Annotated in this window: 23 protein-coding genes, 1 tRNA gene and 2 pseudogenes; 11 read left to right on the forward strand and 15 right to left on the reverse strand. The window is 59.1% G+C overall.

The features are described 5' to 3' along the window. Positions 1-78 precede the first annotated feature (78 nt). Positions 79-687: a LysE family translocator gene (locus tag HX824_RS05985; protein ID WP_177054302.1), complete on the reverse strand. Its 609-nt coding sequence runs from the start codon at positions 685-687 to the stop codon at positions 79-81. Between the two features lie 211 nt (positions 688-898). On the opposite strand from HX824_RS05985, the gene HX824_RS05990 reads away from it, so the two are divergent. The 3 genes from HX824_RS05990 to HX824_RS06000 are packed head-to-tail and all read left to right on the forward strand — an operon-like array spanning position 899 to position 4,603. Beyond that, the gene (locus HX824_RS05990) at positions 899-2,038 is read left to right on the forward strand and encodes a merozoite surface protein 3b (protein ID WP_177054303.1); all 1,140 of its coding nucleotides are present in this window, start codon (positions 899-901) and stop codon (positions 2,036-2,038) included. Then, entirely contained in the window at positions 2,038-3,225 is a 1,188-nt protein-coding gene (locus tag HX824_RS05995) for a DUF6384 family protein (RefSeq protein WP_008435073.1), read from the forward strand. The genes HX824_RS05990 and HX824_RS05995 overlap by 1 nt, the downstream gene beginning before the upstream one ends. A 4-nt stretch (positions 3,226-3,229) precedes the next feature. Beyond that, the gene (locus HX824_RS06000) at positions 3,230-4,603 is read left to right on the forward strand and encodes a hypothetical protein (protein WP_177054304.1); all 1,374 of its coding nucleotides are present in this window, start codon (positions 3,230-3,232) and stop codon (positions 4,601-4,603) included. A gap of 34 nt (positions 4,604-4,637) precedes the next feature. On the opposite strand, the gene HX824_RS06005 is transcribed toward HX824_RS06000, so the two are convergent. Together HX824_RS06005 and HX824_RS06010 are read right to left on the reverse strand one after the other, a co-directional pair. After that, positions 4,638-4,961 carry a helix-turn-helix domain-containing protein gene (locus HX824_RS06005; protein WP_003207700.1) on the reverse strand — a complete coding sequence of 108 codons (324 nt, stop codon included), beginning with the start codon at positions 4,959-4,961 and terminating at the stop codon, positions 4,638-4,640. An 80-nt stretch (positions 4,962-5,041) separates the two neighbouring features. Further along, complete coding sequence (locus HX824_RS06010) at positions 5,042-5,560, reverse strand: DUF1993 family protein (RefSeq protein WP_177044629.1); 519 nt, start codon at positions 5,558-5,560, stop codon at positions 5,042-5,044. A gap of 145 nt (positions 5,561-5,705) precedes the next feature. Here HX824_RS06010 and HX824_RS06015 point away from each other — a divergent pair, with 145 nt between their 5' ends. The 3 genes from HX824_RS06015 to HX824_RS06025 all read left to right on the forward strand — a co-directional run bounded on the left by HX824_RS06015 (position 5,706) and on the right by HX824_RS06025 (position 7,609). Then, positions 5,706-6,662: a glycoside hydrolase family 6 protein gene (locus HX824_RS06015; protein ID WP_003207696.1), complete on the forward strand. Its 957-nt coding sequence runs from the start codon at positions 5,706-5,708 to the stop codon at positions 6,660-6,662. A 6-nt stretch (positions 6,663-6,668) separates the two neighbouring features. Continuing rightward, positions 6,669-6,989, forward strand: coding sequence for a hypothetical protein (locus tag HX824_RS06020; RefSeq protein WP_177054305.1), 321 nt, complete (start codon positions 6,669-6,671; stop codon positions 6,987-6,989). Positions 6,990-7,228: 239 nt separating this feature from the next. Next, entirely contained in the window at positions 7,229-7,609 is a 381-nt protein-coding gene (locus HX824_RS06025) for a DUF1090 family protein (protein ID WP_003207691.1), read from the forward strand. Between the two features lie 167 nt (positions 7,610-7,776). Here HX824_RS06025 and HX824_RS06030 read toward each other — a convergent pair whose 3' ends face one another. Then, the gene (locus HX824_RS06030) at positions 7,777-8,364 is read right to left on the reverse strand and encodes a hypothetical protein (protein WP_177020016.1); all 588 of its coding nucleotides are present in this window, start codon (positions 8,362-8,364) and stop codon (positions 7,777-7,779) included. Between the two features lie 328 nt (positions 8,365-8,692). Then, positions 8,693-8,788: pseudogene (locus HX824_RS06035) on the reverse strand (spore coat protein U domain-containing protein); the annotation flags it as partial. A gap of 141 nt (positions 8,789-8,929) precedes the next feature. Between HX824_RS06035 and HX824_RS06040 the strand changes: the two are divergent. Next, complete coding sequence (locus tag HX824_RS06040) at positions 8,930-9,268, forward strand: hypothetical protein (RefSeq protein WP_008435088.1); 339 nt, start codon at positions 8,930-8,932, stop codon at positions 9,266-9,268. Between the two features lie 28 nt (positions 9,269-9,296). Next, positions 9,297-9,437, forward strand: a pseudogene (locus tag HX824_RS32500) (DUF159 family protein); the annotation flags it as partial. 25 nt (positions 9,438-9,462) lie between these two features. Here the strand turns inward: HX824_RS32500 and HX824_RS06045 are convergent. The 5 genes from HX824_RS06045 to HX824_RS06065 form a co-directional block, all read right to left on the reverse strand. Beyond that, complete coding sequence (locus HX824_RS06045; protein WP_023658797.1) at positions 9,463-9,645, reverse strand: hypothetical protein; 183 nt, start codon at positions 9,643-9,645, stop codon at positions 9,463-9,465. Continuing rightward, entirely contained in the window at positions 9,642-10,793 is a 1,152-nt protein-coding gene (locus tag HX824_RS06050; RefSeq protein WP_177054306.1) for a PepSY domain-containing protein, read from the reverse strand. Before HX824_RS06050 ends, HX824_RS06045 begins: the two co-directional genes overlap by 4 nt. Positions 10,794-10,862: 69 nt before the next feature. Further along, positions 10,863-12,965 (reverse strand): TonB-dependent siderophore receptor, encoded by a 2,103-nt coding sequence (locus HX824_RS06055; protein WP_256346931.1) that lies wholly within the window; start codon positions 12,963-12,965, stop codon positions 10,863-10,865. 645 nt (positions 12,966-13,610) lie between these two features. Beyond that, a tRNA-Cys gene (locus HX824_RS06060) sits at positions 13,611-13,684 on the reverse strand. A 214-nt stretch (positions 13,685-13,898) separates the two neighbouring features. Then, entirely contained in the window at positions 13,899-16,196 is a 2,298-nt protein-coding gene (locus HX824_RS06065; RefSeq protein WP_177054307.1) for an acylase, read from the reverse strand. 243 nt (positions 16,197-16,439) lie between these two features. On the opposite strand from HX824_RS06065, the gene HX824_RS06070 reads away from it, so the two are divergent. Further along, entirely contained in the window at positions 16,440-16,817 is a 378-nt protein-coding gene (locus HX824_RS06070) for a hypothetical protein (RefSeq protein ID WP_032899365.1), read from the forward strand. Between the two features lies 1 nt (position 16,818). Here HX824_RS06070 and HX824_RS06075 read toward each other — a convergent pair whose 3' ends face one another. Continuing rightward, positions 16,819-17,013: a hypothetical protein gene (locus HX824_RS06075; protein ID WP_003207574.1), complete on the reverse strand. Its 195-nt coding sequence runs from the start codon at positions 17,011-17,013 to the stop codon at positions 16,819-16,821. Between the two features lie 173 nt (positions 17,014-17,186). On the opposite strand from HX824_RS06075, the gene HX824_RS06080 reads away from it, so the two are divergent. Continuing rightward, positions 17,187-17,324 carry a hypothetical protein gene (locus HX824_RS06080; RefSeq protein ID WP_003207572.1) on the forward strand — a complete coding sequence of 46 codons (138 nt, stop codon included), beginning with the start codon at positions 17,187-17,189 and terminating at the stop codon, positions 17,322-17,324. Positions 17,325-17,637: 313 nt separating this feature from the next. After that, positions 17,638-21,000: a membrane-targeted effector domain-containing toxin gene (locus tag HX824_RS06085; RefSeq protein ID WP_256346932.1), complete on the forward strand. Its 3,363-nt coding sequence runs from the start codon at positions 17,638-17,640 to the stop codon at positions 20,998-21,000. Positions 21,001-21,047: 47 nt separating this feature from the next. On the opposite strand, the gene HX824_RS06090 is transcribed toward HX824_RS06085, so the two are convergent. The 4 genes from HX824_RS06090 to HX824_RS06105 are packed head-to-tail and all read right to left on the reverse strand — an operon-like array spanning position 21,048 to position 24,862. Beyond that, positions 21,048-21,800, reverse strand: a complete 753-nt coding sequence (locus HX824_RS06090) for an ABC transporter permease (protein WP_172834573.1) — start codon at positions 21,798-21,800, stop codon at positions 21,048-21,050. A gap of 14 nt (positions 21,801-21,814) precedes the next feature. Further along, on the reverse strand, positions 21,815-23,014 hold the full coding sequence (locus HX824_RS06095) for an ABC transporter substrate-binding protein (protein WP_010171568.1): 1,200 nt from the start codon (positions 23,012-23,014) through the stop codon (positions 21,815-21,817). Further along, entirely contained in the window at positions 23,001-23,804 is an 804-nt protein-coding gene (locus HX824_RS06100) for an ABC transporter ATP-binding protein (protein ID WP_102605551.1), read from the reverse strand. The genes HX824_RS06095 and HX824_RS06100 overlap by 14 nt, the downstream gene beginning before the upstream one ends. Beyond that, on the reverse strand, positions 23,801-24,862 hold the full coding sequence (locus HX824_RS06105) for an acyl-CoA dehydrogenase family protein (RefSeq protein ID WP_003207563.1): 1,062 nt from the start codon (positions 24,860-24,862) through the stop codon (positions 23,801-23,803). Before HX824_RS06105 ends, HX824_RS06100 begins: the two co-directional genes overlap by 4 nt. Positions 24,863-24,871: the final 9 nt, after the last annotated feature.

The raw sequence follows: 24,871 nt of genomic DNA on the forward strand, positions 1-24,871 counted from the left end.
ATTGGTCTGCTGGCCACCATCTCACCGGTCTAGGATCCATGGCCTGCTGACGCAAGCCGCTGGAGGTCAGAGGGCGTGTCAGCCGGCAAAAAACATCGGATACAACGACAGCACCAACAGCCCAGCCATCGACCAGTTGAACACCCGCAACCAGCGTGGCTCGCGCAGTACATTGCGCAAGCCGCTGCCACAGCCGGCCCATACGCAAACACTGGGCAAGTTCACCAGGGCAAACACGGCGGCAATCAACAGCACGTTGGTGACATAACCCTCGGCAGGCGTGTAGGTGGTGATCGCGCCCAGCGCCATGACCCAGGCCTTGGGGTTGACCCACTGGAAGGCCGCCGCGCCAAGAAACGTCATGGGTTTGCGCTTGTCATCGGCGTCATCGGACATCGCGCTGGAGGTTGCAATCTTCCACGCCAGGTACAGCAAATACGCCGCCCCCACATAGCGCAATACGATGTAGGCCCACGGCAATGCCTTGAACACTTCGCCCAAACCCAAGCCCACGGCGATCACCAACAACATGAAGCCAATGCTGATCCCCAGTGCATGGGGGATCGAGCGAATAAAACCGAAGTTCACCCCGGACGCCAGCAACATGGTGTTATTGGGACCAGGGGTGATTGAGGACACAAAGGCGAACAGCGCGAAGGCTGAAAGCAGGCTTGAAGACATGAGCATGGCGCGACATCCGAACGAGTACTGTGGCCGTGACAGTAGAACGTTGCGCCAGCCTGCGCCCCGTACAGCTACGGGTAGATACGGTCATACACTTCGCCAGGCCTGCCAACAAGCGCCCTCCAACCAAACTGCCATTGGTTTGCCTTCATTGATCGGTATACTTGCGCCCTTCTCTGCACACTGTGCTGAACACATCCTGAAAGGACACTCGATGAGCAACTACCTCGACCGCGCGCTGACGGGCCTGCGGACCCTGGGCATCAATCTTCTGCAGCCGATTCCAGATGCACCGGTACTGGTATTGCTGGACCGCGTGGCCCAGTACGACACCGCCAAAGTCACCGCTATCGCTGCCGTGCTGCAACAGTCGACCACCTTTAACAGCGTGGTTCGCGAGCAGATCGCCGGCATGGATATCTCCACGCGCTTCATGGACATCACCCAGAGCTTCACCTCGATTCGCGAAGACGCTGCGGCCATGGCGGGCTGGATGGATGATGGGCGCCTGGATACGCTGGAGAAGCTCAAGCTGAGCTGGATGAACCTGCGTCGTGGCTCGATCCCCAGCCGCTTCAGCGAGATCCGTGAAAACTACCTGCAGGTGTGCAAGTCGGCCAATGACCAGATCTCCCGGGAAACGGTGATTCTGGAAGCCTACCTGGATTTTCGCATGGCCATGAAAGCGGCCGAGGTCGATGCCCAACAAGTGCTCGCCCTGGCCGGCCAGGTCCTGGAGCAGCGTACCCAGGCCTTGAACGAGGCCAACGCCCAAGTCACGGCTGCCGAAACCCTGGCGCCGGCCGAACGCGCGGCCTTGGAATTGCGCCGTGACGAAGCCGTACGCGCGCTGCAGGACGAAGACAAGCGCTACCAGATCGTCAAGGACATCGCCGATGACCTGAAGGTCGGCTACAACACGGCCGAAATGGTCTTCGCCCGGATCAACCAGGTGCATGTGATCAAGGAGCGCCAGTACCAGCGCATGGTCTCGTTCTTCTCTACCAACGAAGTGGTGTTGACCGGCCTCGCGGTGTCGTTCACCAGCAACAGTGGACTGGCCGAAGCCACCAACACGCTGAATGCCACCACCGACGGCATCAGCAAGGGCCTTGAAGCCCTGGGCAGCACCGGGAACACCCAATTGGAAGCAGCGGTCAAGGCCAGCTATGGTTCCACCATCAAGGTCGACTCGGTGCGCGCCTTGGCCGACGCCACCCTGAGCTTCCAGACTGACATGCACGGCCTGACGGAAACCTACCGCGCTGAATCCAGCAACGCGTCACGTGACATCGCCGAAGCCGTCGAAGAGGCCAAACGCAAGTTCGCCGCATTGCTGACCAAGGCCGCTTGATGAGCGACATTCTTCTCTCCGAACAACTCGGCGCGATGGCGCTGGTGGATCAACTGCGCCACCAGCAGATGGCGGTGGAAAAGGACTTGAGCCTGCCCCAACGCCGCGCAGAAGTGGCGGCGCGCATCCGCGAGTATTACCAGAACAACGGCATTCAATTTACCGAAGCGCAGATCGATCAGGGCGTGCGCGAATTCTTTTCCAAACGCCTGGTGTTCGAGGCCCCGGAACTGAGTGCGCTTGACCGCTTCTGGAGCAAAGTATTGCTCAGGCGGCATCGCGGCATACTCGTCATCCAGCTCATTGCGGTCACCTTGCTGGTGGTGCAATGCAGCCGGGTGATGGTCGCCAGACATGAGATCCAAGAGGCTCAAAGAGCGGCCATCGCCGTCGAGACGAACGCGGCACAAAAACAATCAGACATCGCCCACCTGAAGGCTCGCCTGAGCGCCGTGCAGCAGGACCCGGCCTATATTGAGGGCGGCGACCTGTTCAGTGCCCTGCCCCGCCTGAATACCAAGGCCGAACATGCCCTGGCCATGGTCGATACCTCCGGGGTCGATTACGCCAGTGAGCAGATCGGCGTGCTGGAGGCGTTTTTAGCCAAGGTCAAGGCAGTCCAGCCGATGACCGACCAGCTCAACGAGTTGACCCGCAAAGTCGCCGACATTCACCTGCCCGCCGCCGACAGTAAAGCGACGCGGGGCATGCAGGCCGAACTGGTCATGATCAAAGACCTCATCGGGAAATTCGAGATCGAAAAAGCCGGCGGCCAACTCAGGGCCCTGCGTGCCAACACCGAACTGATCCCCAAGGAGGTGACCATTCGGGTTGTCGACCGGCCCGGCACGCCGTCCGGTGTCGAGCGCTGCTACGACAAGGCGCTGTGTAATTCCAATCCTGGTTCGACCCAGGGCAAGAGCTGGTATTTGGTTGTCGAAGCCGTCGACCTGTCGGACAGACCGGTTCTACTGCCCACCGTCAGCAGTGAGACCGGCACCGGCGCGTGGGCCAGCCAGTTCGCTGTGCGGGTACCGCAGGCCGAATACCTGAAGGTCAAGGCCGACAAACTCGACGACGGCCACCTGACCAACCGTGTAGTCGGCCGCAAGCCAGCCGGCAGGATGGAAGTCACCTACTTGAGCCAACGGACCACCGACCCGCTCGAAACGATATTGGAGTGGTGAAGACATGACGCCTGACACCCTGATCGGCATCACCGAACGTAACTCCCGCAACGCCGAGCTGAGGATTCGCACGGCCGAGCAACACCTGTCTGAACTGCTCGGCGAGCAACTGGCGCTGGAGCAGGACATTACCCAGCGCCTGGGTAAAATCGCGGCCCTGCACCTGGACCAGGGCAACACGCAGAACGAGCAAGTCGCCGCCGCCCTGAACCTGCGCCAACAGTCCCAGGACCTGCTCCACCAGCAACTGCGCGACGCTGAGCAGACCGTGGCCCAGGCGCTGGCGGGCAAGGAAAAACTGCAAGCGCGAGCCGACACCCTCGACCAGCAAGCCCGGCAATCCCTGGAACAAAACCCCGACTACGCCCGCCAGGTCGAGCAACTGGACCTGGCCCAGGCCGCCCACCGAGAACACGTCAGCGGTTATGAAGACTTGCGCCAGGAGTGCGCACTGAAGCGTCCGACCTTTGATACCAACCTGGTCTACGTCTACCTGCGCGGACACGCCTTCGGCACCGACCAATACCGGCGCAACCGCCTGAACCGCTGGATGGACAACTGGCTGGCGACCAAGGTGAACTACCTCGCCAACCGCAAGAACGAGCTGAGCCTGATCGCCCTTGGTGAGCGAAACGAGGCCTTGCAGGCCGAGCGCATCGCCCTGATCAGCACCTTGAGTGCCAGCGTCGATGCGCAACTGGCTCAGGCACGTGACCAGTTGGGACAGGCCGCAATTCAACCCGAGCTCGACACCCTGCAACGCGTAGTCGACAACGCCAAGCGCCAGGCCAATGCCATCCAGGAAAAACTCGGCAGCTACTCACGCAACGAAGACCCGCAGTACCAGCGCGCACGCCAGTTGCTCACTGACCAGTTGAAAACCCGCAGCATCGGCGAATTGATCGACCTGGCCAGCCACACCCCGGACGACGCCGACGACCTGATCGTCGAGCAACTGCAAACCCTGAACCTGCGCTTGAAAGCGGTGGTACAGCAACTGGCGGATACCCAGGAAGAGGCCGTGGTACACCAGAACAGCTACCAGCGTGCCAAAGACCTGGAGCGCAAAGTTCGCAACGATGCGTTTACCGGCCGCGATGTTTATTTTGACCTGTCGACTGACTTCGAGCGTCTGGTAGAGAGCTACATGACCCAGGGTGCAACCCTTGGCCAGGTTGTGGATGTGCTTGGCCGGGGCCTTAAAATCGTGCGCCGCAGTCAGGTAGCGGCAGGGGCGACGCGAGGCTATGTCAGCGCATCGATCAGCCCTGTCGTCCTTGGCGTCGCCACCGTCGAAAGCAGCAATAACAACACGGCCAGCTTTTCGACGTCAGGCATTACAGGCGGCGGCAGCTTCAGGACGACCGACAGCTTCTAGCCTGGCGCGAAGCAAATCCGGGACTTCCTCGTTGCTAGCTGTCAGACAACGAGGAAGTGATCTGCGCAATCGCATCCTGATCCAGCCCGTCCAGCGTGCGGTAGTGGTTGATGATCAACGTCTCCTTGTCACTCAGGGTGGCCTGGTTGATAACCGCCCTTTCCCCCGTCAACACGTAAAGCACGTCCACGCCTTTATGCCGGATGGCAATCAGGTAATCGGACTTGGGCGCCCGCGCGCCACTTTCGTAGTGCACCTGAGCATTCGCACCCACACCGCCAATCGCACCAAACTCCTGTTGGGAGAGCCCCAGGATCTTGCGTTCCTCTTTCAGGCGGATGCCGAGTTTATCGTCCATGGCGGGTACCTCAATAAACGTGTTTAACACCCACCATACGCTTATGCGCAGGAGCGGGGTCCATTCATTCGGGTGGCTACCTATTGCGTGCGCACGAAGGCGAACATATGCGGCACGTAATCGGCCTTGCCGAGCGGCACACCGTTATGGCGAAGGATGTTATAGGCGGTCATCAGGTGAAAATAGAACTGTGGAATGGCCCAATTGACCGCGTATTCGTAGGCAGTCATGTCGAAAATAGTACCGTCGGGAAGTTCTATCGAGATAGCGCGCTCGCTGCTGTCGATGAGTTCGCGATCTGCCGAGGCGAGGGCTTGCAGGGTTTGCTCGATCAACCCACGCGCCTCGCTCAGGGTTGCGGGTGTGCTCAGAACCGGCAGCGGTTGATGGGTGAGACGCTGGACCGATTCCTGGGCCTGGGTGCACACAAACCGGATTTGCGTTGCGAGGGTGTGCATGTCGGGCGCCAGCCGCGCGCTCAGCAGGTTTCGCGGGTCATAGCCCAACTCGCCGGCATGCGCCTCGCCTTTGGACAAAAGCCCCTTGAGCGAGCGCAACATCTGCGCAAAGCAAGGGACGGTGATTACATAGGTCGACATCGTTCTTCCTTGACTGGATGCTGAGCGTGGGAGCATGCCATGGGCACGGTCTGCGCGGCTAGCCGGCAAGCTTCATGCAGCTTCACGTGACGTCAGCGGCGAGCCGACTTACCTTGGCCGCCCGCCCCTCTTACTGGTGTAGAGCGTGCTAAAGATCGCCACCCTTGCCGCCGGCTTTATCTGCCTGTCGATGCTGCCTGCTGCCCAGGCGAGTGATGGGTTCTACGTCAACCCGCAGTCCACCGCCGCACAGTGGGTCCAGCAGCACCCCGATACGCCTGCCACTGCAAGCATCCGCTCAACCATTGCCGAGGTGCCCAGTGCCCTGTGGCTGACCGGCACCAGCCAGGCCATAGGAACGCTGGCCGAGCGCGTCAATCGCTATGTAACCGCTGCCGCCAGCGCTGATAAAACACCGATTTTGGTGGCCTATAACCTGCCCCACCGCGACTGCAGCGGTGGCGCCTCGAAGGGTGGCGCACCGGCAGCGGCGGAGTACCGGGGCTGGATAGACCAACTGATCAAAGGCATTGGAGACCAGCCGGCGCTGGTTATCTTGGAGCCGGACGCACTGGCAGACCTGCAGTGCCTGGACAAGAACAAGCGCGCCGAGCGGCTGGGGCTAATCAATTACGCCGTATCGGGGTTCAACCAGCGCGCACGCCATGCCGATGTTTATCTGGACGCTGGCAATCCAGGCTGGAAATCCCCAGGCGCCATGGCCGATGCGTTGAATGCAGCTGGGGTGAAACAGATCCGGGGGTTTGCCCTGAATATCGCCAACTTCTACACCCTCGCCCAGGTGCGCAGTTATGGTGATGCCATCAATGCCAGGTTGTTAAGCGAATACGCCTATACAAAAGCCGTGGCGGTGGATACCAGCCGCAACGGCAATGGTGCGAATCCTGGAGACTGGTGCAACCCGGTGGGGCGCAGACTGGGCATGCCACCGCAAGTGCTTTCGCCACGTTTGGTTGCCCTATGGATCAAACTCCCGGGCAATTCGGACGGTGCGTCTTCGACGAAAACCGATTGTCATGAAGGCCCGGCGGCAGGCACCTTCAGTGCCGAACTGGCACTTCGCCTGATTGATGGACACTAACGGCGAATGAGCCTTGCATCACCCGGACTCATTGCTCAGGATAGCGCTCTTGAGCTGAACATCGGCAGGGAAGCAGCAGGTTACCGAGGCCGACAACACATGACGCTCCATGAAGATAGCCCGCTGCACATAGAGGTGTGCCAGCGCCAGAAACACCTCTGGTTCTGGGTGCCGGTTGGTTTTTTGATGGTTTTCTTGACGGTTACCTCGACGATTTTCCTGGGTACAAATCCGCCGGAATGGATGTTTGTCGCACTCAACTTTGGCTGGGCAATCGTCGCGCTGACACTGCTGGTGAAGCTATCGGGTGTTTGTTGCGCCAAGTGAAGCACCCAGGCGTTTCAGCTTGCATCGCGCATCACTCGGGCTCGTGCCCTCACCTTGATACGTCGTCAATGCCAGACAAACAACGTGAAACAACTCACATTTATGGAGTTTCACGGTTGAAGGTCAAAATTTGACCAAATATATTTCGCCCCACCCGAGCGCTCACCTCTATACGGATATTGTTCTGCGCCTGCTCGGGCCCCCGGAGATGCGCAGGCAATAAAACATTGAGGTTTGCCATGCGTCTTTCCAAACTCGCCCCAGCCGCCGCCCTGTTCAGCCTGTTCACTTTGCCCGCCCACGCCGCCGACCTGTCTGCCCTCACCGGTGCCCTGTCATCTGCCTTGGGGGGTGCCGGCAACAGCAACAACACCGTCAACGCCAACAGTGCCTCCTGCCAGCAACAGATCCGCGACCTGCAGACCAATATCAATGCGGCCAATGCCAAGGGCGATACGTTGCGCGCGACCGCGTTCCAGGCAGCACTGACACAAACCAACAAGAGCTGCAGCAACAGCACCTACAACACCCAGGCACAAGTGGACACTAACCCTCAGCGCCAGCAAAACGTGAACAAGGCTGCGGATGCGATCAACGCAATTGGCGGCTTGTTCAAGTAAGTCGGGCTGCCCTGCGAGAAGGCCCGCGATTGCGGTTTTTTCGCCCATCGTACTTACCGGCAGACAATAAAAAACCCCGTAGACGTTAATCTACGGGGTTTTCTGGTGTGGAGGATTGTCGTCCCCCTTCACCTTAGCCAATGGCCGCCGACAGCTGCCATGTTCGCTTATTTCTTGGCCCAGTTGAGGATGTACTTACCGTAAGCACCTTCAAACCCATCGACGGCAATCGAATAGGTTTCACCCTTCTTGGCTGAAAAAGTCACAGCACTGGTTACATCATTTTCCGACTGGTTATTGTTCGTGCCGGCCACCGGCATCGAATTCAGGCTCGTGCTTTTATAAACGGCAAGCACGGTGTCGAATTTTGAGCCTGTGGTATCAAATGTGAAGCTTGCATCTTCTGGCGAAGTCCATTTGCACCAGACCGAATGGTAAGGCTTGGCAAAAGGAATATGTCCAGACTCACCAGCCTGGCTGGTGGCTAGTGTGGTGTCGCCGGCAACTGTACCTTTAACACCCTCGATAACCGTGGCTTGCGAGAAATCATCTGCGCAGCTCAGCGAGCTGCTTGTGCCGTTGAGGCCCTGATAGATCAGCGTGCCGGCTCCGAGCACGACAACAGCAATGGCTATTGGGAAAATAATGCGTGGTACGGCCATGACTCTTCCTTTTGAGGCGTATAGTTTCTGAACTGCTGCCATAGCAAGCGCAGCTTTAAATGGAAAAATGAATATCGGCTGATTAACGCCCATGAAATCATGCCATGGACGTTAAAAATGGCACATCAAGCTATAAATCTCAGGAAACAAGTGGATTTTCTCTCGACCAGCCTGCCCGCCAGAGGCCCCTCGGTCACGAGGGGTGGCGATATTAACATGATGCATGCACCTGATCATCCAACTCCTGTCATCCCGTAGATGGCTTTAGGGGTGTGAATGCGATACAGGTAGAGATCAATTTAAAAATCAATAAATCTATGCCGTCTCCCGCTCAAAAATGGAAGACGGAGTTCAAAATGGAACAGCAAATAAATTATTTCCCTTGGCATCCGAAGATTGCCGCAAGCGATATACCTCATATTCAAAACGTCAGCGTGACCGCAATCGTGTCGGTATAAGTGCCGGCCGGCAAACCCACCTTGCCTGGGGATTTACCGTAAATATTCACGGTTTGCGCATATCACCGCCGGTAAATAGTAAAGAGTGGGAGGCCCGCGCCCGACTGATCGTCGGGTAACCCTGCAGTTCGTCGCCTCAAGCATTCCACTTCACTCAATCTCGAATACTGTATACACATACAGCACTCGAAATACCTCCTATGAATATCGACGAAGACACCTGCGGGTGGCTTGGCATCCCCACGCCTCTCGAAATGCACAAACAACATGCCCGGCTGCTCGAGAACGAGATCCAGGAACTGAACCTGCAACTGCGCAAGGCCCGGGCGGATATCTTCGGCCTGGTCGCGATGCTGACAGAAGCACAGGCAAAGAACGAAGAGTTTGCCGGATACCTGAGGCTGCGCGGTGCCGAAGCTGCAGCGATGAGGAAGCAGATCGCCAACCTCACCACTTCAGATCGACTCAGCACGCGCGAGGCCGAGAGGCTGCGCAGTGTGCTGAACGAACTGATGTCTCACCCGAAAACCATTGTCTAAGCTCAGGTTTCAGGTTGAGGGCTTGGCCATGTGCGGAAGACTTTCCCAGTACAGCGGCATTCACGACTTCGTCGCGGCGCTGAGCATGCCCAATGCCCTGGCGAACTCCGTGGGTGAGTTGCCGCTGGGAGAAAATCGACCTGCAACCGAGTGGAAGCTGACGCTGTTGATGACGGCGCGGAGGATCGCGCCAATCATCGTTTGGCTGAACGCAAACGCAGCCAAACCACCCCGACCAGCCCCAACGGCACCCCCAGGCTGAGCCATGAAAGCAGGTCATAGACGCCGTCACCGATCAGCGCCGAGAGCAATCCGAACAGGCTTAGAACAAAGAGCAACAGCGGCCAGCGAAAGATCATCCACAGTCCGCGCCTCATGATCGGCCCCCCATTTCCGGCCCGCTGGCATGCAATTCATCCAAGCGTTTTTGCAACGGTACCTTGCGACGGCTCAGCCACAGGTAGAGCCCACTGCCGAGGATGACGATGCTGATGAGATCGAGCAGCGTCCAGATGATCTTCAGCGGCACACCACCGTAATCACCAAAATGCAGCGGCTGCGAAACCAGCAAGGTTTTCACGTACAACGGCATCTCACGCATGTCGGTCAGCTCGCCGGTACTCGCATCCACCAGGGCCGGCTTGAGCAATCGCGCAGTGAGCGGCGTGGTGCCGCGCATGAACACTGCGTAATGGTGCTGGCTGCTGAACTGAGTACCGGGAAAGGCGATGAAGCTGGGCTCCATGTCTGGCGCCGCCTTACGTGCGGTATCCAGCGCTTTTTGCAACGACCCGAGGCGCTCCAGCGGCGGCGCATCCTTGTAGGGCGCGGTCATCTGCGCCAACTGGTCACTCTGCCAAAAGTCGAAAATGGGCAATGCCAGCGTATTGATCACGCCTGTCAGCCCCACCACCAACACCCAGGCAAGGGTGACGATGCCGAGCACGTTATGCAGGTCCAGCCACTTCAGGCGTGAACTGCGCCCGTTGCGCACGGTGGCGAAGTCCAGCTTGCGCATGAACGGTGTGTACACCACCACGCCGGACACCAGCGCCGCGACCAACAGCAGCCCCATGAAACCGAGGAACAGATAACCGGGCAACCCCATGAATAAATCGGTATGCAGGCGCAACATCAGGTTCATGAACCCTTCGTCTGGCGGCACCGCGGGAAATAACTCGCCAGTGCGTGTATCGAACGACTGCGAATGCCCCTCGATCGGTGGCGGCATAATGCTCGTTGCCGTGTACACCGTACCGAGCGGACTTTCCGGATCGAAACCGACAAAACGCACGACCTCCCCCGGCTGCGCCACCAATGCACTGGCAATGACGGTGTCGTAGTCGATTGGTGGTGTATCGGCGGTCAGCGGGCGCAGGGGCGGCGGCGGCTCGAAGTAGTGCTCAATCTCTTCATGAAAGATCAGTGGCAGCCCCGTCAGACACAGCAACAACAGGAAAACGGTAGCGATCAGGCTGGTCCATTTGTGGACCAGAAACCAGATACGCAAGGTGCGTGCAGTCATGCTCGGTGGTTTTCCTTAAAGCGCCAGGCTCGCCGCGCGTCACGAGGCACAGCGAGCCCCCAGGCGGTATCAGTATTTCCAGGTAACAGACGCTACCAGGTTACGCGGGGCGCCGTAGCTGGCGGTCGTGGCACTGTTGTACAGCGATAGCAGGTATTTGCGATCGGTGACGTTGTTCAGGTTCAGCGACGTGCTCCAGTTGCTGTCGATGTCATAGCTGGCCATGAAATCGAGCAACGCGTAGGCGTTCTGGTGGATGGCACTGTTCGTGTCGTTTTCCACTGCACTCTGCCAGCTTACCCGTGTACCGATCTTGGCTTGGGGCAAACTTGGCAAGCGATAGGTGAGCATGCCCCGCACGCTATGAGTTGGCACATACTTACGGGCCTTGTCGCCATCGTCGTTGTCGATGCGCACGTAGGTATACCCGGCGAGCACGTCCAGGCCGGGTAGCGCTTCGCCAGAGGCTTGCAGCTCTACTCCGTGACTCTTGTAATCCATGGGGTCGTAAACGGACCGGCCACCCACCAGGCCGACATACTCCGCGACATTCTGCTGTTCGGTCTTGAACGCCGCGGCGGTGACGTTGAGGCGGTCATCCAGCAAGCTGCCCTTCACACCGGCTTCCATGCTTTTGCCTTCAAGCGGAGCAAGCAGTTTGCCGTCCCTGCCCAGGTTGTACTGAGCGCTGTAGATTTTCGTCCAGCTGCCATACACGCTCCACTGCTTGTCCAGGTCGTAGACCAGGCCGGTGTAAGGCGTCACCTTGCCATGTGCGCGGGTGTAGTAGTCGGAACCATAGCTGTCGCCGGAAGCGTCCAGGCTGATCATCCGCGCGCCGGCGATCCAGTGAAGATCATCGGCCAGACTGAATCGGGCACCGGCGTACACGCTTTTCTGAGTGTCCGTGAAATTCTGCGTATTGGCGTCGCTGGTAAACAGGAACGACGGATGCGCCAGATTGCCCGCCAGCACATCCGAGAATGAAACGTCGTAGTAGCCATCTGCAGCCGCATCGTATTCCCGGGCCTTCTGATGGGTGCGACCATAGGCGGCACCGAGGGTCAACTCATGCTCTCGGCCAAACAGGCTGAACGGGCCAGAGACCTTGGCCTCGCCCAGCAACTGATGAGCCTCGCTGGTGGTATTGGCGGCAAACACTGAGGCGTCATCACCGCTGACCCCGGCGACATACATCATGTTGGTGTCTTGCTTTTCGGTGATGCCCGTGGCGGTGACCGTAGCGTTCCAGCCATTGCCAAAATCATGCTTGAGCTCAGCGAATGTGCGCTGGGTACGCAGGTTCCAATAGGTCCACGGCTGGCCGATGCTGGAGCTGCGGCTGCCATAGTGAATGGCGTTGCCATCGTTATCCACCAACGGCAAGTTACCCCAGGTGCTGCCGTTTGAATTGCTGTCGTGCTGGGAGAAACCCACGGTCACGGTGTCGGCATCGGACACATCGAAAGCCAACAGCCCGGCAGCGACGTTGCGCTCATGGCTGTATCGATCCATCCACGAGTTGCCCTTGTCGTGGGAGTAAATGAAGCGGCCGCGTACGTTGCCGGTATCCGTCAACGGCCCGGAAACGTCCACGTCCACACGACGGCCATCCCATGAGCTGACGCTGGTATCGATTTGCGCCTGGAAGGTCTCGGTCGGACGTTTGCGTACGAAATTGACCGTGGCCGACGGGTTGCCAGCCCCGCTCATCAAACCATTGGCGCCATGCAGGATGTCGATCTGCTCGAACTCGGCCAAGTCCTGATCACCGACCAATACGGTTCCCACGAAGGGCATGCCCACGCCATCGTATTCAAAGTTGTTGATATCGAAGCCGCGCGAGGTGAATTCCGTACGATCGGTTTCGGTTTGCTCCACGGTCACCGAGGGCGCAGCACGCAGCGCATCCTTGATGCCCGTGATCTTGAAGTCATCCAGGGCTTGCCGAGTGATGGTGGTCACGGCCTGCGGGGTTTCCTTGTCCGTCAAGCTCAGACGGGTAGTGCTGGACGACGGGTTGCTTTTGTAGCCCACGGTTGGACCGTCAATAGGTTCACTACTCGCTTCGATCTGGGTAGTCGGCAACGTCAAGTCTTCGGTGGCGTGAACGAGGGACGCAGCGCTGCAAGCGCCAGCAAGCAACAGACTGGCAGAAAAGTGATGTTTCAAAACGAGGATTCCTACGACGAGTGGGTCAAGCGCGTTAACATTTCGAGAATGCTAATAGGAATCTAACTCAATTACCAAGTTATGTCGGACATTTTTTTCACATTTCGAAACATTTACCGTCGGGTACATTTGGCTACATTTTGGCGTTTCAAAATGAGGAGGTGCGGAACACTGAAGATTCGCCCTTGAGGAGGTTTCGGCCGCGGCTCAGGCCGCGAGATTGAATGAGGGCGACTGATTCTGCACCGAGTGGCTCCGACTCCAAATCGAGCCATGTACTATCCAGTAGATTCGTCGGGAGCTGAAGCTGATGAAGCGCGAAGGCCTGTCAGCAACCTCACTCCAGTAAGAACCCATCCGCACACTCCTTTCTTATGGGCACAAGGGTATTCACATGCCTCAGAAAGAAGGTTCAGGAACAGCGTCTGACCGAGATTGGCTGGGGAGCCAGGGTGCTAGTACCGTAGTCGTGGAAGGAATCACCGGGGTCAATTCATGAACTCCGGCCGAAGACCGCAAAGAAGATTGATGCCTGCGTTGGAGCTATCGCTAAACGGCAAAATGGAAAAGATCTGGGGGGGGCGGCTCTTTTTTTCGAGCTCAATAAAAAACCCCGTAGACGTTAATCTACGGGGTTTCTAAGAGTGGAGGCCGAGGTCGGAATCGAACCGGCGTAGGCGGATTTGCAATCCGCTGCATAACCATTTTGCTACTCGGCCTCAAACGATCAATGCCTTACAAACGACATTCACCGCATACAAACTTGAGTGGGCTATGTGAAGCTTGCCTCTACTCTATCTCATTGAAAACATTGAAGTTTTTAATGCTTCAGTGCGTTCGATGGGCGCAATTATGTACTCATTTGCCAGGGCTTGCAACCCCTTGATTTCAAAAAATATTCTCTCAAGGGGCAGGCATTCCTGGTGGGCTACCCTACCGCCCGGCTTCTTCCTTGTCACGGATAACCTGCAATTGATACTGCGGGTCCGCCTTGATCTGCTGTTCGGTAAACGGCAGCGGGCTGAGTTTTTTCTCGGAAAACGCCTGGGTCTGGTCCTTGAAGTATTTCGACGCGGGGTCGCTGGACAAGGAGAATGCCAGCACACCTTCGGCATTGGGCCCCTTCTCGTCGAACGTCACGATCTGCAAGTAGCTGCTGCCGCTGACTACCTCACGCTTGCCATCGGCCCGAGGCACGCTTTGCATGGCGTTATAAACGCCCAGCTCTTGCGGGCCGCCGTGGATCGGTGTCTGGCCCGAGACCTGAATATCACCCCAGCGGCTGTCCGCCGTCAGCCCGCGCTTGGCCACGTCGGCGGCTGACGCGAGCATCGCTTCATGCAGTGCCTTGGCCACGTTTGCCCGATCGACCGCCAGCCCACGTGGTGTGGTCAGGGGTTGTGCCGGATCGAAACCCACCTTCCACGCGTCCGGCGCTTGCGCCAGTTGCTCCGCCAGGTTGATGAAGTGCACCAGGCCCAGGCCGCTGTCGAGGTTGGCGCGCTGGTCCCAGTTTTTCAGGCTGTCGCACACCGATTTCACGCTGGCATCGGCACCCGCGCAGAACTTCAGCAAGTCCGGCATCACCTGGCTGGCAAGATACACCTGGTTGGCCATGACCATGTCCTGCAGGTCGGCGACCTTGATCGGTTGCTTGTCGAGCTCCTGCAAGCGTTGCAAGGCAAAGCGCGCACGCGGGCCCAAGCCGATCTTGTCCTGGCTGATAACAGGCGAGAACCCGGTCAAGGGTGCCTTGGGGTTGACCAGCCAGGCCGAGTCGTTGGAGTGCTGCACGTAGTCGGTGCGCTCCAGTTGCGGCAGTTGCTCGGCGGGGAAGATCCCGGCCTGGGCAGCACGCGGGTCCACGTCCCAGGCGCAGGCGCTGCGAGAGCCGTCGAGCATGATGAAATGCAGCCCGACCCGTGGGTCACTGCACTGTGCGAGTTTTTTCGCGCTGACGTTCGGCACCACCGACAGGTTCATGTACAGGCTTTGACCCTGGTCATCCGCTGCCACCGTGTTGACCCACGGGATACCTTGCAGGGTGTGTACCGAGGTTTGCAGTTCCTTGAGGTTCGCCGCACGGTTCATCGCGTACCACTGTTGCAGAACACGGTCGTTGCCCAGGTTGGCATCCCGCAGGCTGAAGGCATATTTGGCGTCCCAGTCGAGTTTGCCCGGCCATTGCACGATGGGGCCGAACTGCGAGCTGTAGACCGTGCGGGACTGTTCCCGGGTACCGCCGTCGGCAGTTTTTACCGCTACCTTGATCGTGGTTTTATCCATGGGCACGGACTTGCCGTCCAGCAAATAGCGAGTCGGGTCCTTGGGGTCCAGAGTCAGGCGATACAGGGTGAAGTGCTTGGACGTATCAACGGTGTGCGTCCACGCAACGTGCTGGTTGAAGCCGATATTGATCACCGGCAGGCCCGGCAACGCAGCGCCCATCACATCCAGCTGGCCGGGGATGGTCAGGTGCATCTCGTAGAAACGCATGCCGCCCACCCACGGAAAATGCGGGTTGGCCAGCAGCATGCCGCGGCCGTTGAACGAACGGTCACGCCCCACCGCCACCGCGTTGCTGCCACGGTCCAGGGCGAAACGTTGCTGGTTGGCCGCCGCGACCTCAAACGCCTTGCTGTCCACCTGGGCGACGGTGTTGGGCGGCGTGGCCCCCACCAGGGCCTCGGCAAATTGCCCGACGCCACCTTCCACCAGCAGCCGGCGGGTCAGCTTGACCAGGTCTTCGGCCGTGATCGGCCGTACCCAGGCCGCCTGGCACTGCGCCGGCAACCCCTGGGCAGTGCGCTCCTTGAGGTAGTGGTTGTAACCGGCAACATACCCTTCAATGCGCTGCTGCATCGCCGGGGGCTGGGCCTTCCAGAATGCCGCAACGGCCTGGGGGGTGTTCAGCCAGGTGAAGAACACGTCGTTGGCAAGGTTGTTACGCCCTTCCAGGGTCGCCTGCTCGGGACCAAAGTACCTGGCACGCTCGCCATTGACCGTTACCACCTCATTGGCCAGCAGGCACAGGTTGTCCTGGGCATAGGCATAACCGATGCCGAACCCCAGCCCACGCTCATCGTTGGCCCGGATATGCGGGACACCAAAGCTGGTGCGACGGATCTCGGCGGTGGCCTGTTGCTCCTGCACCCGCGCCGTGGCCGAAAGACTCAGCCCCAGCAACGCCCCTGCCACACACATCCTGAACAACCCGTTGGAAATAATCACGCAGACTCCACAGCCAAATTAAACACCGCGACGAGGGACAGCTTCGCCAACACCTCAGTTAAGACGTAAATACCGGGAATAATTTTAGCAGCCGCAGGCGTTTATTCGGACAGGTCGGTATGTCTCCAGGATGTTACCGACAAAATTTCTACATCCCCCGCTTCATGATTTGTGCAGCTCGTACGTCTTATTAACTAAGAGCGCCATCATTTTCCTGATCAGGCTCTGATAAGGAGTTTCTGCATGTACAACTCGCAACTGCCCACGGAAGGACACTCACCCATGCATGACGGAGGTTTTGCCACCGGCAACCAGGCGTTCGGCAAGGCGCCGGAACATGGCAACCAGCGTATTCGTCATTTGCTCAAATGCTTTGGCCTGCGCACCAGCCTGATCCGGCTGAAGGTCATCGACGCCCTGCTGACCGCCGCCGACAACCAGCGCACCCTCGGCGTGCGCGGCGTGCACAGCCATTTGCTGGAGCTGGGCATCCCGTTGTCGTTTCTCAGCGTGCGCGAGGTGCTCAAGCGCCTGTGCACCGAAGGCGTGATCACCCTGAACGCCGACAAGAGCTACAGCCTGCACGAGCAGGCTGCCAAAGTCCTGGAAGGCCGGGCCTGACTCAAAGGTTGGGCTTGACCTTGCGACGCATCACACCGTTGATCACCACCACGGTTACCGCTACCGCAATCGCGATGTACTGGAACGTCTTTTCGCTGATGACCCCGTTGTTCTGCAAGTAGGACAGGCCAAACATCGTCCCCAGCACCAGCAGGGAGATCAGAATCGAGTATTTCAAACGTTGCTTTTGGGTCATGACGGGTTCCTGAAGCTAAAAAATTGTGTCCACTTTGTATCGACTACCACACCAAGCACATACCTGTTAGCGGGGATGGATTGGGGTCGGCGGGGTCTCATGTTACAGGCGATGAAAAACTTTGGCTTGCCCAACGCCTGATTGAACCTGAGAGCACCCTAGAGGATTTTGAAATGCTTCGTCGAATCACACTGCTGATTCCCTTGCTGATCATGTTGAGCATGAGCGGCTGCATTATTTTCCCCCACGGAGGCGGCGGTTGGCATGACCATCGCTACAGCGAAGGCGGACCGGGGTATTACCATCGCTGATCGGTCATCCGTACATTTTCTGACATCTTGAACACTTTACAGGCGGAGCCATTCCCCCTGCTTCCGACACTCAGCAAGAGCGTCCAGGAAGCAGGGAGGTTTTCCTGAAAGGCGCATTCCTGAATGAGCGTGCCTAAAGGTGTTCACGATGATAGTCAGCAACTCGGTTCCTTCCTCCACTGCATACCCACCACCGCCCCCTCCTCCGATACCACTCCCCGATATACCGTCATACCCCGATGAAATATTGCAAAGCGCAACGGACATTCCGGACCCCGCGGCTGACACACCGCCCCCCAATGGCCCGAAAGCCTTGGAGACCGCGCTGGCTGACCGAAAAAACTGGCAGGCACTGGCGCAGCAGCTCACTCATGTCGCCACGTTGGCAGGACCGAACGCGCCGTTTCTGGTGGTGCGATCTGCGCTGGGAAGCACGCTGATGGACCTCGCGCCCAACTCTTCTTACCCCCCAAATAGTGCTAACGCCGTGAGTCTTGCAAACTTTCTCAAGGCTATGGGCCTGCCCGAGCCAACCACCCATGATGAGCTGCTGATCCTGGCGCGCACATCGCTGACACGTTCCCACCCCCATCCATGGGGAAATCTGGGCGGCGCCTTGTCCTGGCCCCTGCCCTTGAGCACACCTCAGCAGAACGAACTGCTCACCGCCGCCAGAGAACATGCCGCTGGTCCTCCGGATGTTCAGCAAGCAAGCCAGCAGCGGGGGCTCCTGGAGTTTCTGAACGGTAACCTGCCGCTCTCCAGCGACGCCTCGAGCGATCCGGCCAAAACGCTGGAAGCCCTCATCCGTTCCCCCCGAGGCCAGGCGCTGGGAGAGGCCTTGCAGACCAAACTGGAGAGCATTCCGACTGATAGCAGCGTGAATGATCACGTACTGGCGGCCATCAACCTCGATCTGGATCAGGAATCCATCACCCAACCGCATCGCAACAAAGTGGCCGGATTCGACCTGTCACATAAACAATATTGGGGCAAACCCACCTCGGCGATCGTCGCCGGCCTGCGCGAGCACTTGAGTGATACCGGCAAAACCTCACCTGCCAACGCCTCGCTGGGTACGCATCTGCTGTTGATGCGGGCGGCACCGCAGTTGCTGATCAAGGATATTCCCGACAGCGTGGTCTACGGCAGCCTGGCCTGGGCCAACCTGTGCATCGCGGCGGCCGCCATCGAAGCCAGGTCCCCTGGCAGCGTAGCGAACATGAGTTTTGCCGAAGTGATGATCGCCGCCGACTCAAGTGGGCCCGCGCCCGAAGCTGCCCAAACTGCGGCATTGTTGGACTGGGCCGTGGTCAATGGGGTGCTTGAGGCGAAAGACGACACGCTTTACGAAAAACCAGACATTGATACCGCCATGGACGCGTTCAACTATCAATTGGGCAAGCTGAAACACGCCTCCGGCTTGCTTGACACCCCGATGCCCAGCCGCAAGCAGATGGCGCTGGACCTGCTCAAGGAAAAATTTGGCGAAGGCGTCCCCTTTGAAGAGAAGGTGTTGCTCAAGCCCAACAAAACCGCCAACAAGACGATCCCCACTCGCGGCCCTTATTCCATGCTGGACCTGACCATGCAAGGCGAGAAAATAACGGCATCAGACTGGGAGCTCAAACCTGGAACGCATGGCGTCGATCTTGATGCCTTCGCCGCCTTTACCCATGGCCCCGGCTTTAAAGTCCCCGACACCTTTGACAAAGCCATTAGCCAGACCATAAGCGACTATAAAACCGTCAAGAAATATTCCATCTTGAATGCCCTCGCCAACCTTCCACCGGAGGACAAAGAAAACTTGCGGTTAGGAAAGCTGAACTTCTACAAAGAAAAATCCTACAGAGTCAGCTGGACACCATTCGCGGGAGAAACCCTCTTCCATACAAGCAAAAAAATACTGGTCACCACAAAACACCAGAACAAGCCGTCCACCTATGAGTTCGATACCGAAAAAGGCAGCATCAGGAAAGTCAGCAACGCAATTATCACTCGCCAGGACCAGAAGATCGCCAACGAAGTAACCCGAATAGAAGAGTTCTCCACCTTCGATGCCAAGCGCGACTATATAAAGCAAGAGAACCCGCTCGAGGGATCCAATCCCAACCTGTTCAGGAATTTCCGGGCGGAGTACCTTGCGGATTCAATCGTCGAGGGGCTCGATCTGGAAACCGTCAGGCAACAAGCGGCCGGAAGTACGCCGGATGAGCATAGAAGGACGGTCGCCAGCACCATCGGCAACTTTTTTCTCGACCTTGTTCCGCTCAGGTCGGCCATCGTCAACTTCAGTAATGGCAACTATAAAGATGGGTTCTCTGACCTGGCATTTGATGTGTTCGGCTTTCTCACGGCAGGTGCAGGCGTCGCCGCGAAGGTCGGAAAAACCCTGAGCACTGCCAGCAGCGCGGCCAGCAAAGCCCTCAAGCTGAGCAAGATTTTCGGGGTTACCGCACTCTCGGAACTCAATCCGCTGAGCGGACTTGGCGACCTGGTAGTCGGCGCGGGAAAACTCGCCATCGACGGCGCAAGCGCAGCCACCCAGGGCTTGAAAACGCTCAAGGGTACAGCGAGCAACAGGGAGCTTGCCGCCGCCGGCACTCGATATGACGCAGCCGCTACCGGCTCATTCCAGATGGGCGAGCAGACGGTCGAGGGCAGCGCGGTGCAGATCAAGGGCAAGTGGTACGCTTTCGACGCACAAAAGCACCAGCCATACGGCAGCCCCCTGCAAGCGCTCAGTAGCGCTGATACGCTGGAGCCCTCCCCCAACGCCTATGCCTCTTCGAGCAAGAGCACTCACCGGTTTAACCCGATAAACACCGTCAACCGCCCACCTCCAATCAGGAAGCCGTTACCCGAGGGCCAATACGTGGAAAGTTTGAAAGGCAGGCTCGAATCATCCCATTTCAAATCCGACACACGCCAGGCAACGCTGGATAAGTTTCGGGTGGAAATGGAGGATTATTACGATGCGATAAAAGACGGAGGCCTTCCGCCGCGCCCTACAATCCCCGATGTTCCCGTACCGATCCCCGCAGCCGATCTGATCACAAAGGCATTGAAAGCATCAAACGGCGTGGTGTTTGGAGAGTCTCACTCGCAGATGGCCAGCTTTAAAATGCTGTTCGACAACGTCGATACGCTAAAAAACCAGGGTGTAAAAAAAGTCTACTTCGAAGGGTATATCGACTACATCGGTGGCCCCGTTGATGATGGAATCGGAATGCTCGGAAACAGCAACACTCGCCGCACGAATCCAACACTGGAGCAACTCAAGAAAAAATTTGAAGACAATGGAATAGAGCTTTTACCCCTCGATCACTATTATCTGACGCGACATAGACACGACAAATCCCGTGATCGCACCCGCACTGGCGTCAACTCTGAAAAGCGGCTCAAGGAGTTCAACTACTACGCTGCGGAAACCATCCAGGCAAACTCGGGCACCGAAAAGTGGGTCGCGTTAGTGGGGAGCGCGCACATGAACACCTCCGAAGGTGTTCCGGGCCTGGCGGAACTGACGGAAAGCATCGGCATCGGGGTTTTTGACAACAGGAACATGACCCACAGCAGCATCGGGCTTAAAGCAAAAAACCCTGCGCCAGACCCGAACCGGCCATTACAGCCCAACGATATTCCAGGCGACCTGCGCATCTACGTGAAACCCTGAGCACATCGCAAAGGCCCGGAAAGCCTCCGAGCCTTTGCATGAGGTGTTCACCCTCCATGCACCCAGCGCTGATGCAACCAGCGCGCAAACGCATCCAGGGCAAACCCCAACAAGCCGATCAGCAGCACCATCGCCATCAGCTCCGAGTAGGCCAGCCGGTCGCGAGTGTCGAGGATGTAATAACCCAGCCCGGCACTGACCCCGAGCATCTCGCACGGCACCAGCACGATCCACAGGATCCCGATGGCCAGGCGCACGCCGGTCAGCACGTGCCCCATCACCCCGGGAATAATCACCCGGCGCAAGGTTTCCCAGCGCGTGGCGCTCAGGCTCTTGCTCAGTTGCAACCAGCGCGGATCGAGCTGACGCACACCCGCCGCCGTATTCAGCAGAATCGGCCACACCGCTGCGAACGCCAGCAGGAAGTAGATCGGCTGGTCGCCCACGCCCATCAACATCACCACGATGGGCATCCACGACAGCGGCGAGATCATCCGCAGAAACTGGAACGCCGGCGTGGTCGCCGCCTCCAGCTTGCGCGAACTACCCACCAGCAAGCCCAGCGGTACACCAATCAGCAATGCCAGGAACAGCCCGACGAAGATCCGCTTGAGGCTCACGGCTATGTTCAGGTACAGCTCGCTGCGGCCCAGCAACTCCCACAGGCTGGCGAGGGTCGCCGACAGCGAAAACCGCGCAGACAAACCGTCCGCGCTGCCAAAGACCTTCACCCCCAGCCACCAGAGCAACAACAACCCCGCCAACCCGCTCAAGCCAAGCAACCAGCCCGGCAACCCCAAGGTTTTGCCGTTGTTCAAACGCCAATCTCCTCGTTTCGCTCAAAGCCCTCAGGCAAGCCGAAGGTCTTCATGCCGCCCACCGCCGCGATCGCATTGCGCACGAAGCGGTCGTCCACCAGGTCCTTGGCGACAAACGCGGGGTCCAGGTCGGCGAGGAATTTCTTGTCGCCCTCGATGAGCGTGTCTTTCAGGCGGCGTACCAGCTCCTCGGTGTAGCTGGGGAATGGATACGGCTGGAAGTCGATGCGATGCTCATCCCAGTTGGCGTGCTGGATCGCGCCGTCAGCCAGGTAAGCCGCACGGTCGCTGGCAGCCGGCGCCAGGACTTTGCGCAGCACCGGTTCGGCATGTGGGGTGTAGCGGTTCTCGCCGTCCTTGGACAGCAGCTTCACCGCCTCTTCACGGTTGTCACGGGTCCAGACCTGGGCCTTGACGATCGCATTCACCACCTTCTGCGACCATTCCGGGCGGTTGGTCAGGTCGTGCTCGTGCATGAACACCACGCAGCACGCATGGTTGCGCCACACATCGCCGGTAAAGCGCTGTACACGGCCCACGTTGAGGTTTTCCGCCAGGGCGTTGAATGGCTCGGCGACGATGTAGCCGTCGATGCGCTTGCTGGCCAGGGCCGGCGGCATGTCCGAGGGCGGCAACACGATCAGGTTGACCTCGTTGGCGGCAATCGCACTGCCGGCGGCACGGGCCACCGGGGTCAGGCCGTTGTCGCGGAACAACTGCTGCACCACCACGTTGTGAATCGAGTACCAGAACGGAATCGCCACCGACTTGCCGCCCAGTTGCTTCACGTCGGTAATGCCCGGCGACACGGTCAAGCCCGAGCCACCCACATGGTTCCAGGCCACGACCTTGGCCGGGACCTTGCTGCCATACCGCGCCCATACGGTCATCGGCGACAGCAGGTGAATCACGTTGACCTGCCCGGAAATGAACGCCTCGATCACCTGGGCCCAACTGCGCAGCAGCACCGGGCGCTCGGCCTTGATGCCTTCGGCCTCGAACAGGCCATTGTTGTGGGCCACCAGCAACGGCGTGGCGTCGGTGATCGGCAAATAGCCGATGCGTACCGGTGCGTCCGGCTCACTGGCCGCCCGGGCCTGCAAGCTGCTCAGCAGTGGCAAGGCTCCGGCGGCACTGAGCACGGCCGAGAGTTTGAGAAAGTCACGGCGCGAGTGAGTGAGGTCATCCAGACACATGGCAAGGCTCCAGCAGTTCAGGGGGTTGGGGGTCAGTGCGGCTCGCCCGCCGTAGGGTTTTGAGAATCTCGATGCGCAGGGTACCGATGGCTTCCACCTGTTCTTCCCGCGGTTGCGGCAAGTCGATGCGCCATTCGCCGAGGGTCCGCGCCGGGCGGTTACCCAGTAGCAGAATCCGGTCGGACAACAGCAGCGCTTCGTCGATATCGTGGGTGATCAGCACCGCCGCCGAACCTTGCTCGCGATTGACCTTGAGCAGCAGGTGCTGCATGTCGGCACGGGTCACTTCATCCAGGGCACCGAAGGGCTCGTCCAGCAGCAATACCTGCGGCTGGCGTGCCAGGCAACGGGCCAGCGCCGTGCGCTGGGCCATGCCGCCGGACAGCGCCGCCGGGAATTGCTGGCGGGCGTGTTCCAGGCCTACGGCGTGGATCGCATGGTCGACCCGGCTGCGACGCTCTTCAGGGCTGAGGTGCGGCTGGCGGGCAAAGTCCAGGCCGAAGGCGACGTTCTTTTCCAGGCTCAGCCACGGCAGCAGGCTGGGGTCCTGGAACGCCACCGCCACGCGCGGGTGCGGGCCATTCAACGGCTCGCCCAGCAGGCGGATGCTGCCACCCTGGGGCGCTTGCAAACCGGCGAGCACCCGCAGCAGGCTGGACTTGCCAACGCCGCTGGGGCCGAGGATCGACACCACTTCGCCGGGCTGCAATTGCAGGTCGAAACCTTCCAGCACCGAATTGCCCCCATAGCCCAGGCAAATTCCCTGGGCGTGCAATACCGCCTGGCTCATAGATTGGCCTGACGGTTCAACTCGGTGCGCAACTGCACCAGGCTCGGGGTCACGATCGGCACAAATGCCGACTCGCGCCAGCGCCGGGCAAAACCGCTGCCGTGGGCCGTCAGGTAGGCCTTGCCGCCGCTGGCTTGCAGCTCCAGTTGCACAGCGCTGGCAGCGATTTCCGCGAGGGCGATGCGCAGGCGGAACAACGGTACCGGCTCAGTGCCGAAGCGGCCGGCCAGCAGGCCTTTCTTCAGGTCGTTGACCGCCTGTTCCAAGGAGGTACGCAACACTTCCAGCTCTTCACGCAATACGGTGCGGCTGGAGCCCAGGTGATTGGCCACCTCCGCCAGCGAGCGCCGCGCCAGGCCGATGGACATGCCGCATTGCAAGCCCAGAAACGCCGGGCGCACGGCCGGCAGGAACTTGCGTGCATCCTCATGCAACAACCAGTCGCGGCTCAGCTCCACGGCTTCAAAGCCGAGGGCCGCGGTATTGCTCGATTGCAGGCCCAGCAGTTCCAGGTCGCGGGAACGTTGCAGGCCGGACACCGAGTCCGGGATCGCCAGGATAAACGGCGCGCCGCCCTGGGCATGCTCGATGGCGGCAGCCACCACAAACCCGTTCTTGCGCAGGTTGGTCACCCAGTGCAGGCGGCCATTGAGGTTCCAGCCGTCGTCGGTCGGCTCGGCGCTGATTTGCAGCGACTCGATGCCCGACAAAAACTTCATCGCGTTGGACAGCCCGGTCGCCCCGGCCAGCTTGCCGCTCAGCAGGTCCGGCAGCAGTTGCTCGCGCAGGCGCTGGTTCGGGCTTTGCAGCAGGTATTCGATAAACGAGCGTTGGCCCCAGCATACAAATGCCGACGCCAGGGAATGGCTCGCCACATCGGCGATAGCTTCCACCGCGCCGGTGACATCGCCGCCCAGGCCACCGAGGTCCTTGGGCACACCGATACGTAATACATTGGCCTCTGCCAGCCGTGGCAGCACTTCCTGCGGATCGCAACTGCCCACATCCAGGGCCTGCGCTTGAACATCGAGCCAACGGCTCAAGATTGGGTCAAGCATTCATGTTTC

Source organism: Pseudomonas sp. D4002, from assembly GCF_013385665.1.
Classification (GTDB): Bacteria; Pseudomonadota; Gammaproteobacteria; order Pseudomonadales; family Pseudomonadaceae; genus Aquipseudomonas.

What these genes read in the sequence shown, in the direction of transcription:
- HX824_RS05985 (WP_177054302.1), bottom strand. Translation starts at nt 687, where the DNA reads ATGCTCATGTCTTCAAGCCTGCTTTCAGCCTTCGCGCTGTTCGCCTTT.
- HX824_RS05990 (WP_177054303.1), top strand. Translation starts at nt 899, where the DNA reads ATGAGCAACTACCTCGACCGCGCGCTGACGGGCCTGCGGACCCTGGGC.
- HX824_RS05995 (WP_008435073.1), top strand. Translation starts at nt 2,038, where the DNA reads ATGAGCGACATTCTTCTCTCCGAACAACTCGGCGCGATGGCGCTGGTG.
- HX824_RS06000 (WP_177054304.1), top strand. Translation starts at nt 3,230, where the DNA reads ATGACGCCTGACACCCTGATCGGCATCACCGAACGTAACTCCCGCAAC.
- HX824_RS06005 (WP_003207700.1), bottom strand. Translation starts at nt 4,961, where the DNA reads ATGGACGATAAACTCGGCATCCGCCTGAAAGAGGAACGCAAGATCCTG.
- HX824_RS06010 (WP_177044629.1), bottom strand. Translation starts at nt 5,560, where the DNA reads ATGTCGACCTATGTAATCACCGTCCCTTGCTTTGCGCAGATGTTGCGC.
- HX824_RS06020 (WP_177054305.1), top strand. Translation starts at nt 6,669, where the DNA reads ATGAGCCTTGCATCACCCGGACTCATTGCTCAGGATAGCGCTCTTGAG.
- HX824_RS06025 (WP_003207691.1), top strand. Translation starts at nt 7,229, where the DNA reads ATGCGTCTTTCCAAACTCGCCCCAGCCGCCGCCCTGTTCAGCCTGTTC.
- HX824_RS06030 (WP_177020016.1), bottom strand. Translation starts at nt 8,364, where the DNA reads ATGGGCGTTAATCAGCCGATATTCATTTTTCCATTTAAAGCTGCGCTT.
- HX824_RS06040 (WP_008435088.1), top strand. Translation starts at nt 8,930, where the DNA reads ATGAATATCGACGAAGACACCTGCGGGTGGCTTGGCATCCCCACGCCT.
- HX824_RS06045 (WP_023658797.1), bottom strand. Translation starts at nt 9,645, where the DNA reads ATGAGGCGCGGACTGTGGATGATCTTTCGCTGGCCGCTGTTGCTCTTT.
- HX824_RS06050 (WP_177054306.1), bottom strand. Translation starts at nt 10,793, where the DNA reads ATGACTGCACGCACCTTGCGTATCTGGTTTCTGGTCCACAAATGGACC.
- HX824_RS06070 (WP_032899365.1), top strand. Translation starts at nt 16,440, where the DNA reads ATGTACAACTCGCAACTGCCCACGGAAGGACACTCACCCATGCATGAC.
- HX824_RS06075 (WP_003207574.1), bottom strand. Translation starts at nt 17,013, where the DNA reads ATGACCCAAAAGCAACGTTTGAAATACTCGATTCTGATCTCCCTGCTG.
- HX824_RS06080 (WP_003207572.1), top strand. Translation starts at nt 17,187, where the DNA reads ATGCTTCGTCGAATCACACTGCTGATTCCCTTGCTGATCATGTTGAGC.
- HX824_RS06095 (WP_010171568.1), bottom strand. Translation starts at nt 23,014, where the DNA reads ATGTGTCTGGATGACCTCACTCACTCGCGCCGTGACTTTCTCAAACTC.
- HX824_RS06100 (WP_102605551.1), bottom strand. Translation starts at nt 23,804, where the DNA reads ATGAGCCAGGCGGTATTGCACGCCCAGGGAATTTGCCTGGGCTATGGG.
- HX824_RS06105 (WP_003207563.1), bottom strand. Translation starts at nt 24,862, where the DNA reads ATGCTTGACCCAATCTTGAGCCGTTGGCTCGATGTTCAAGCGCAGGCC.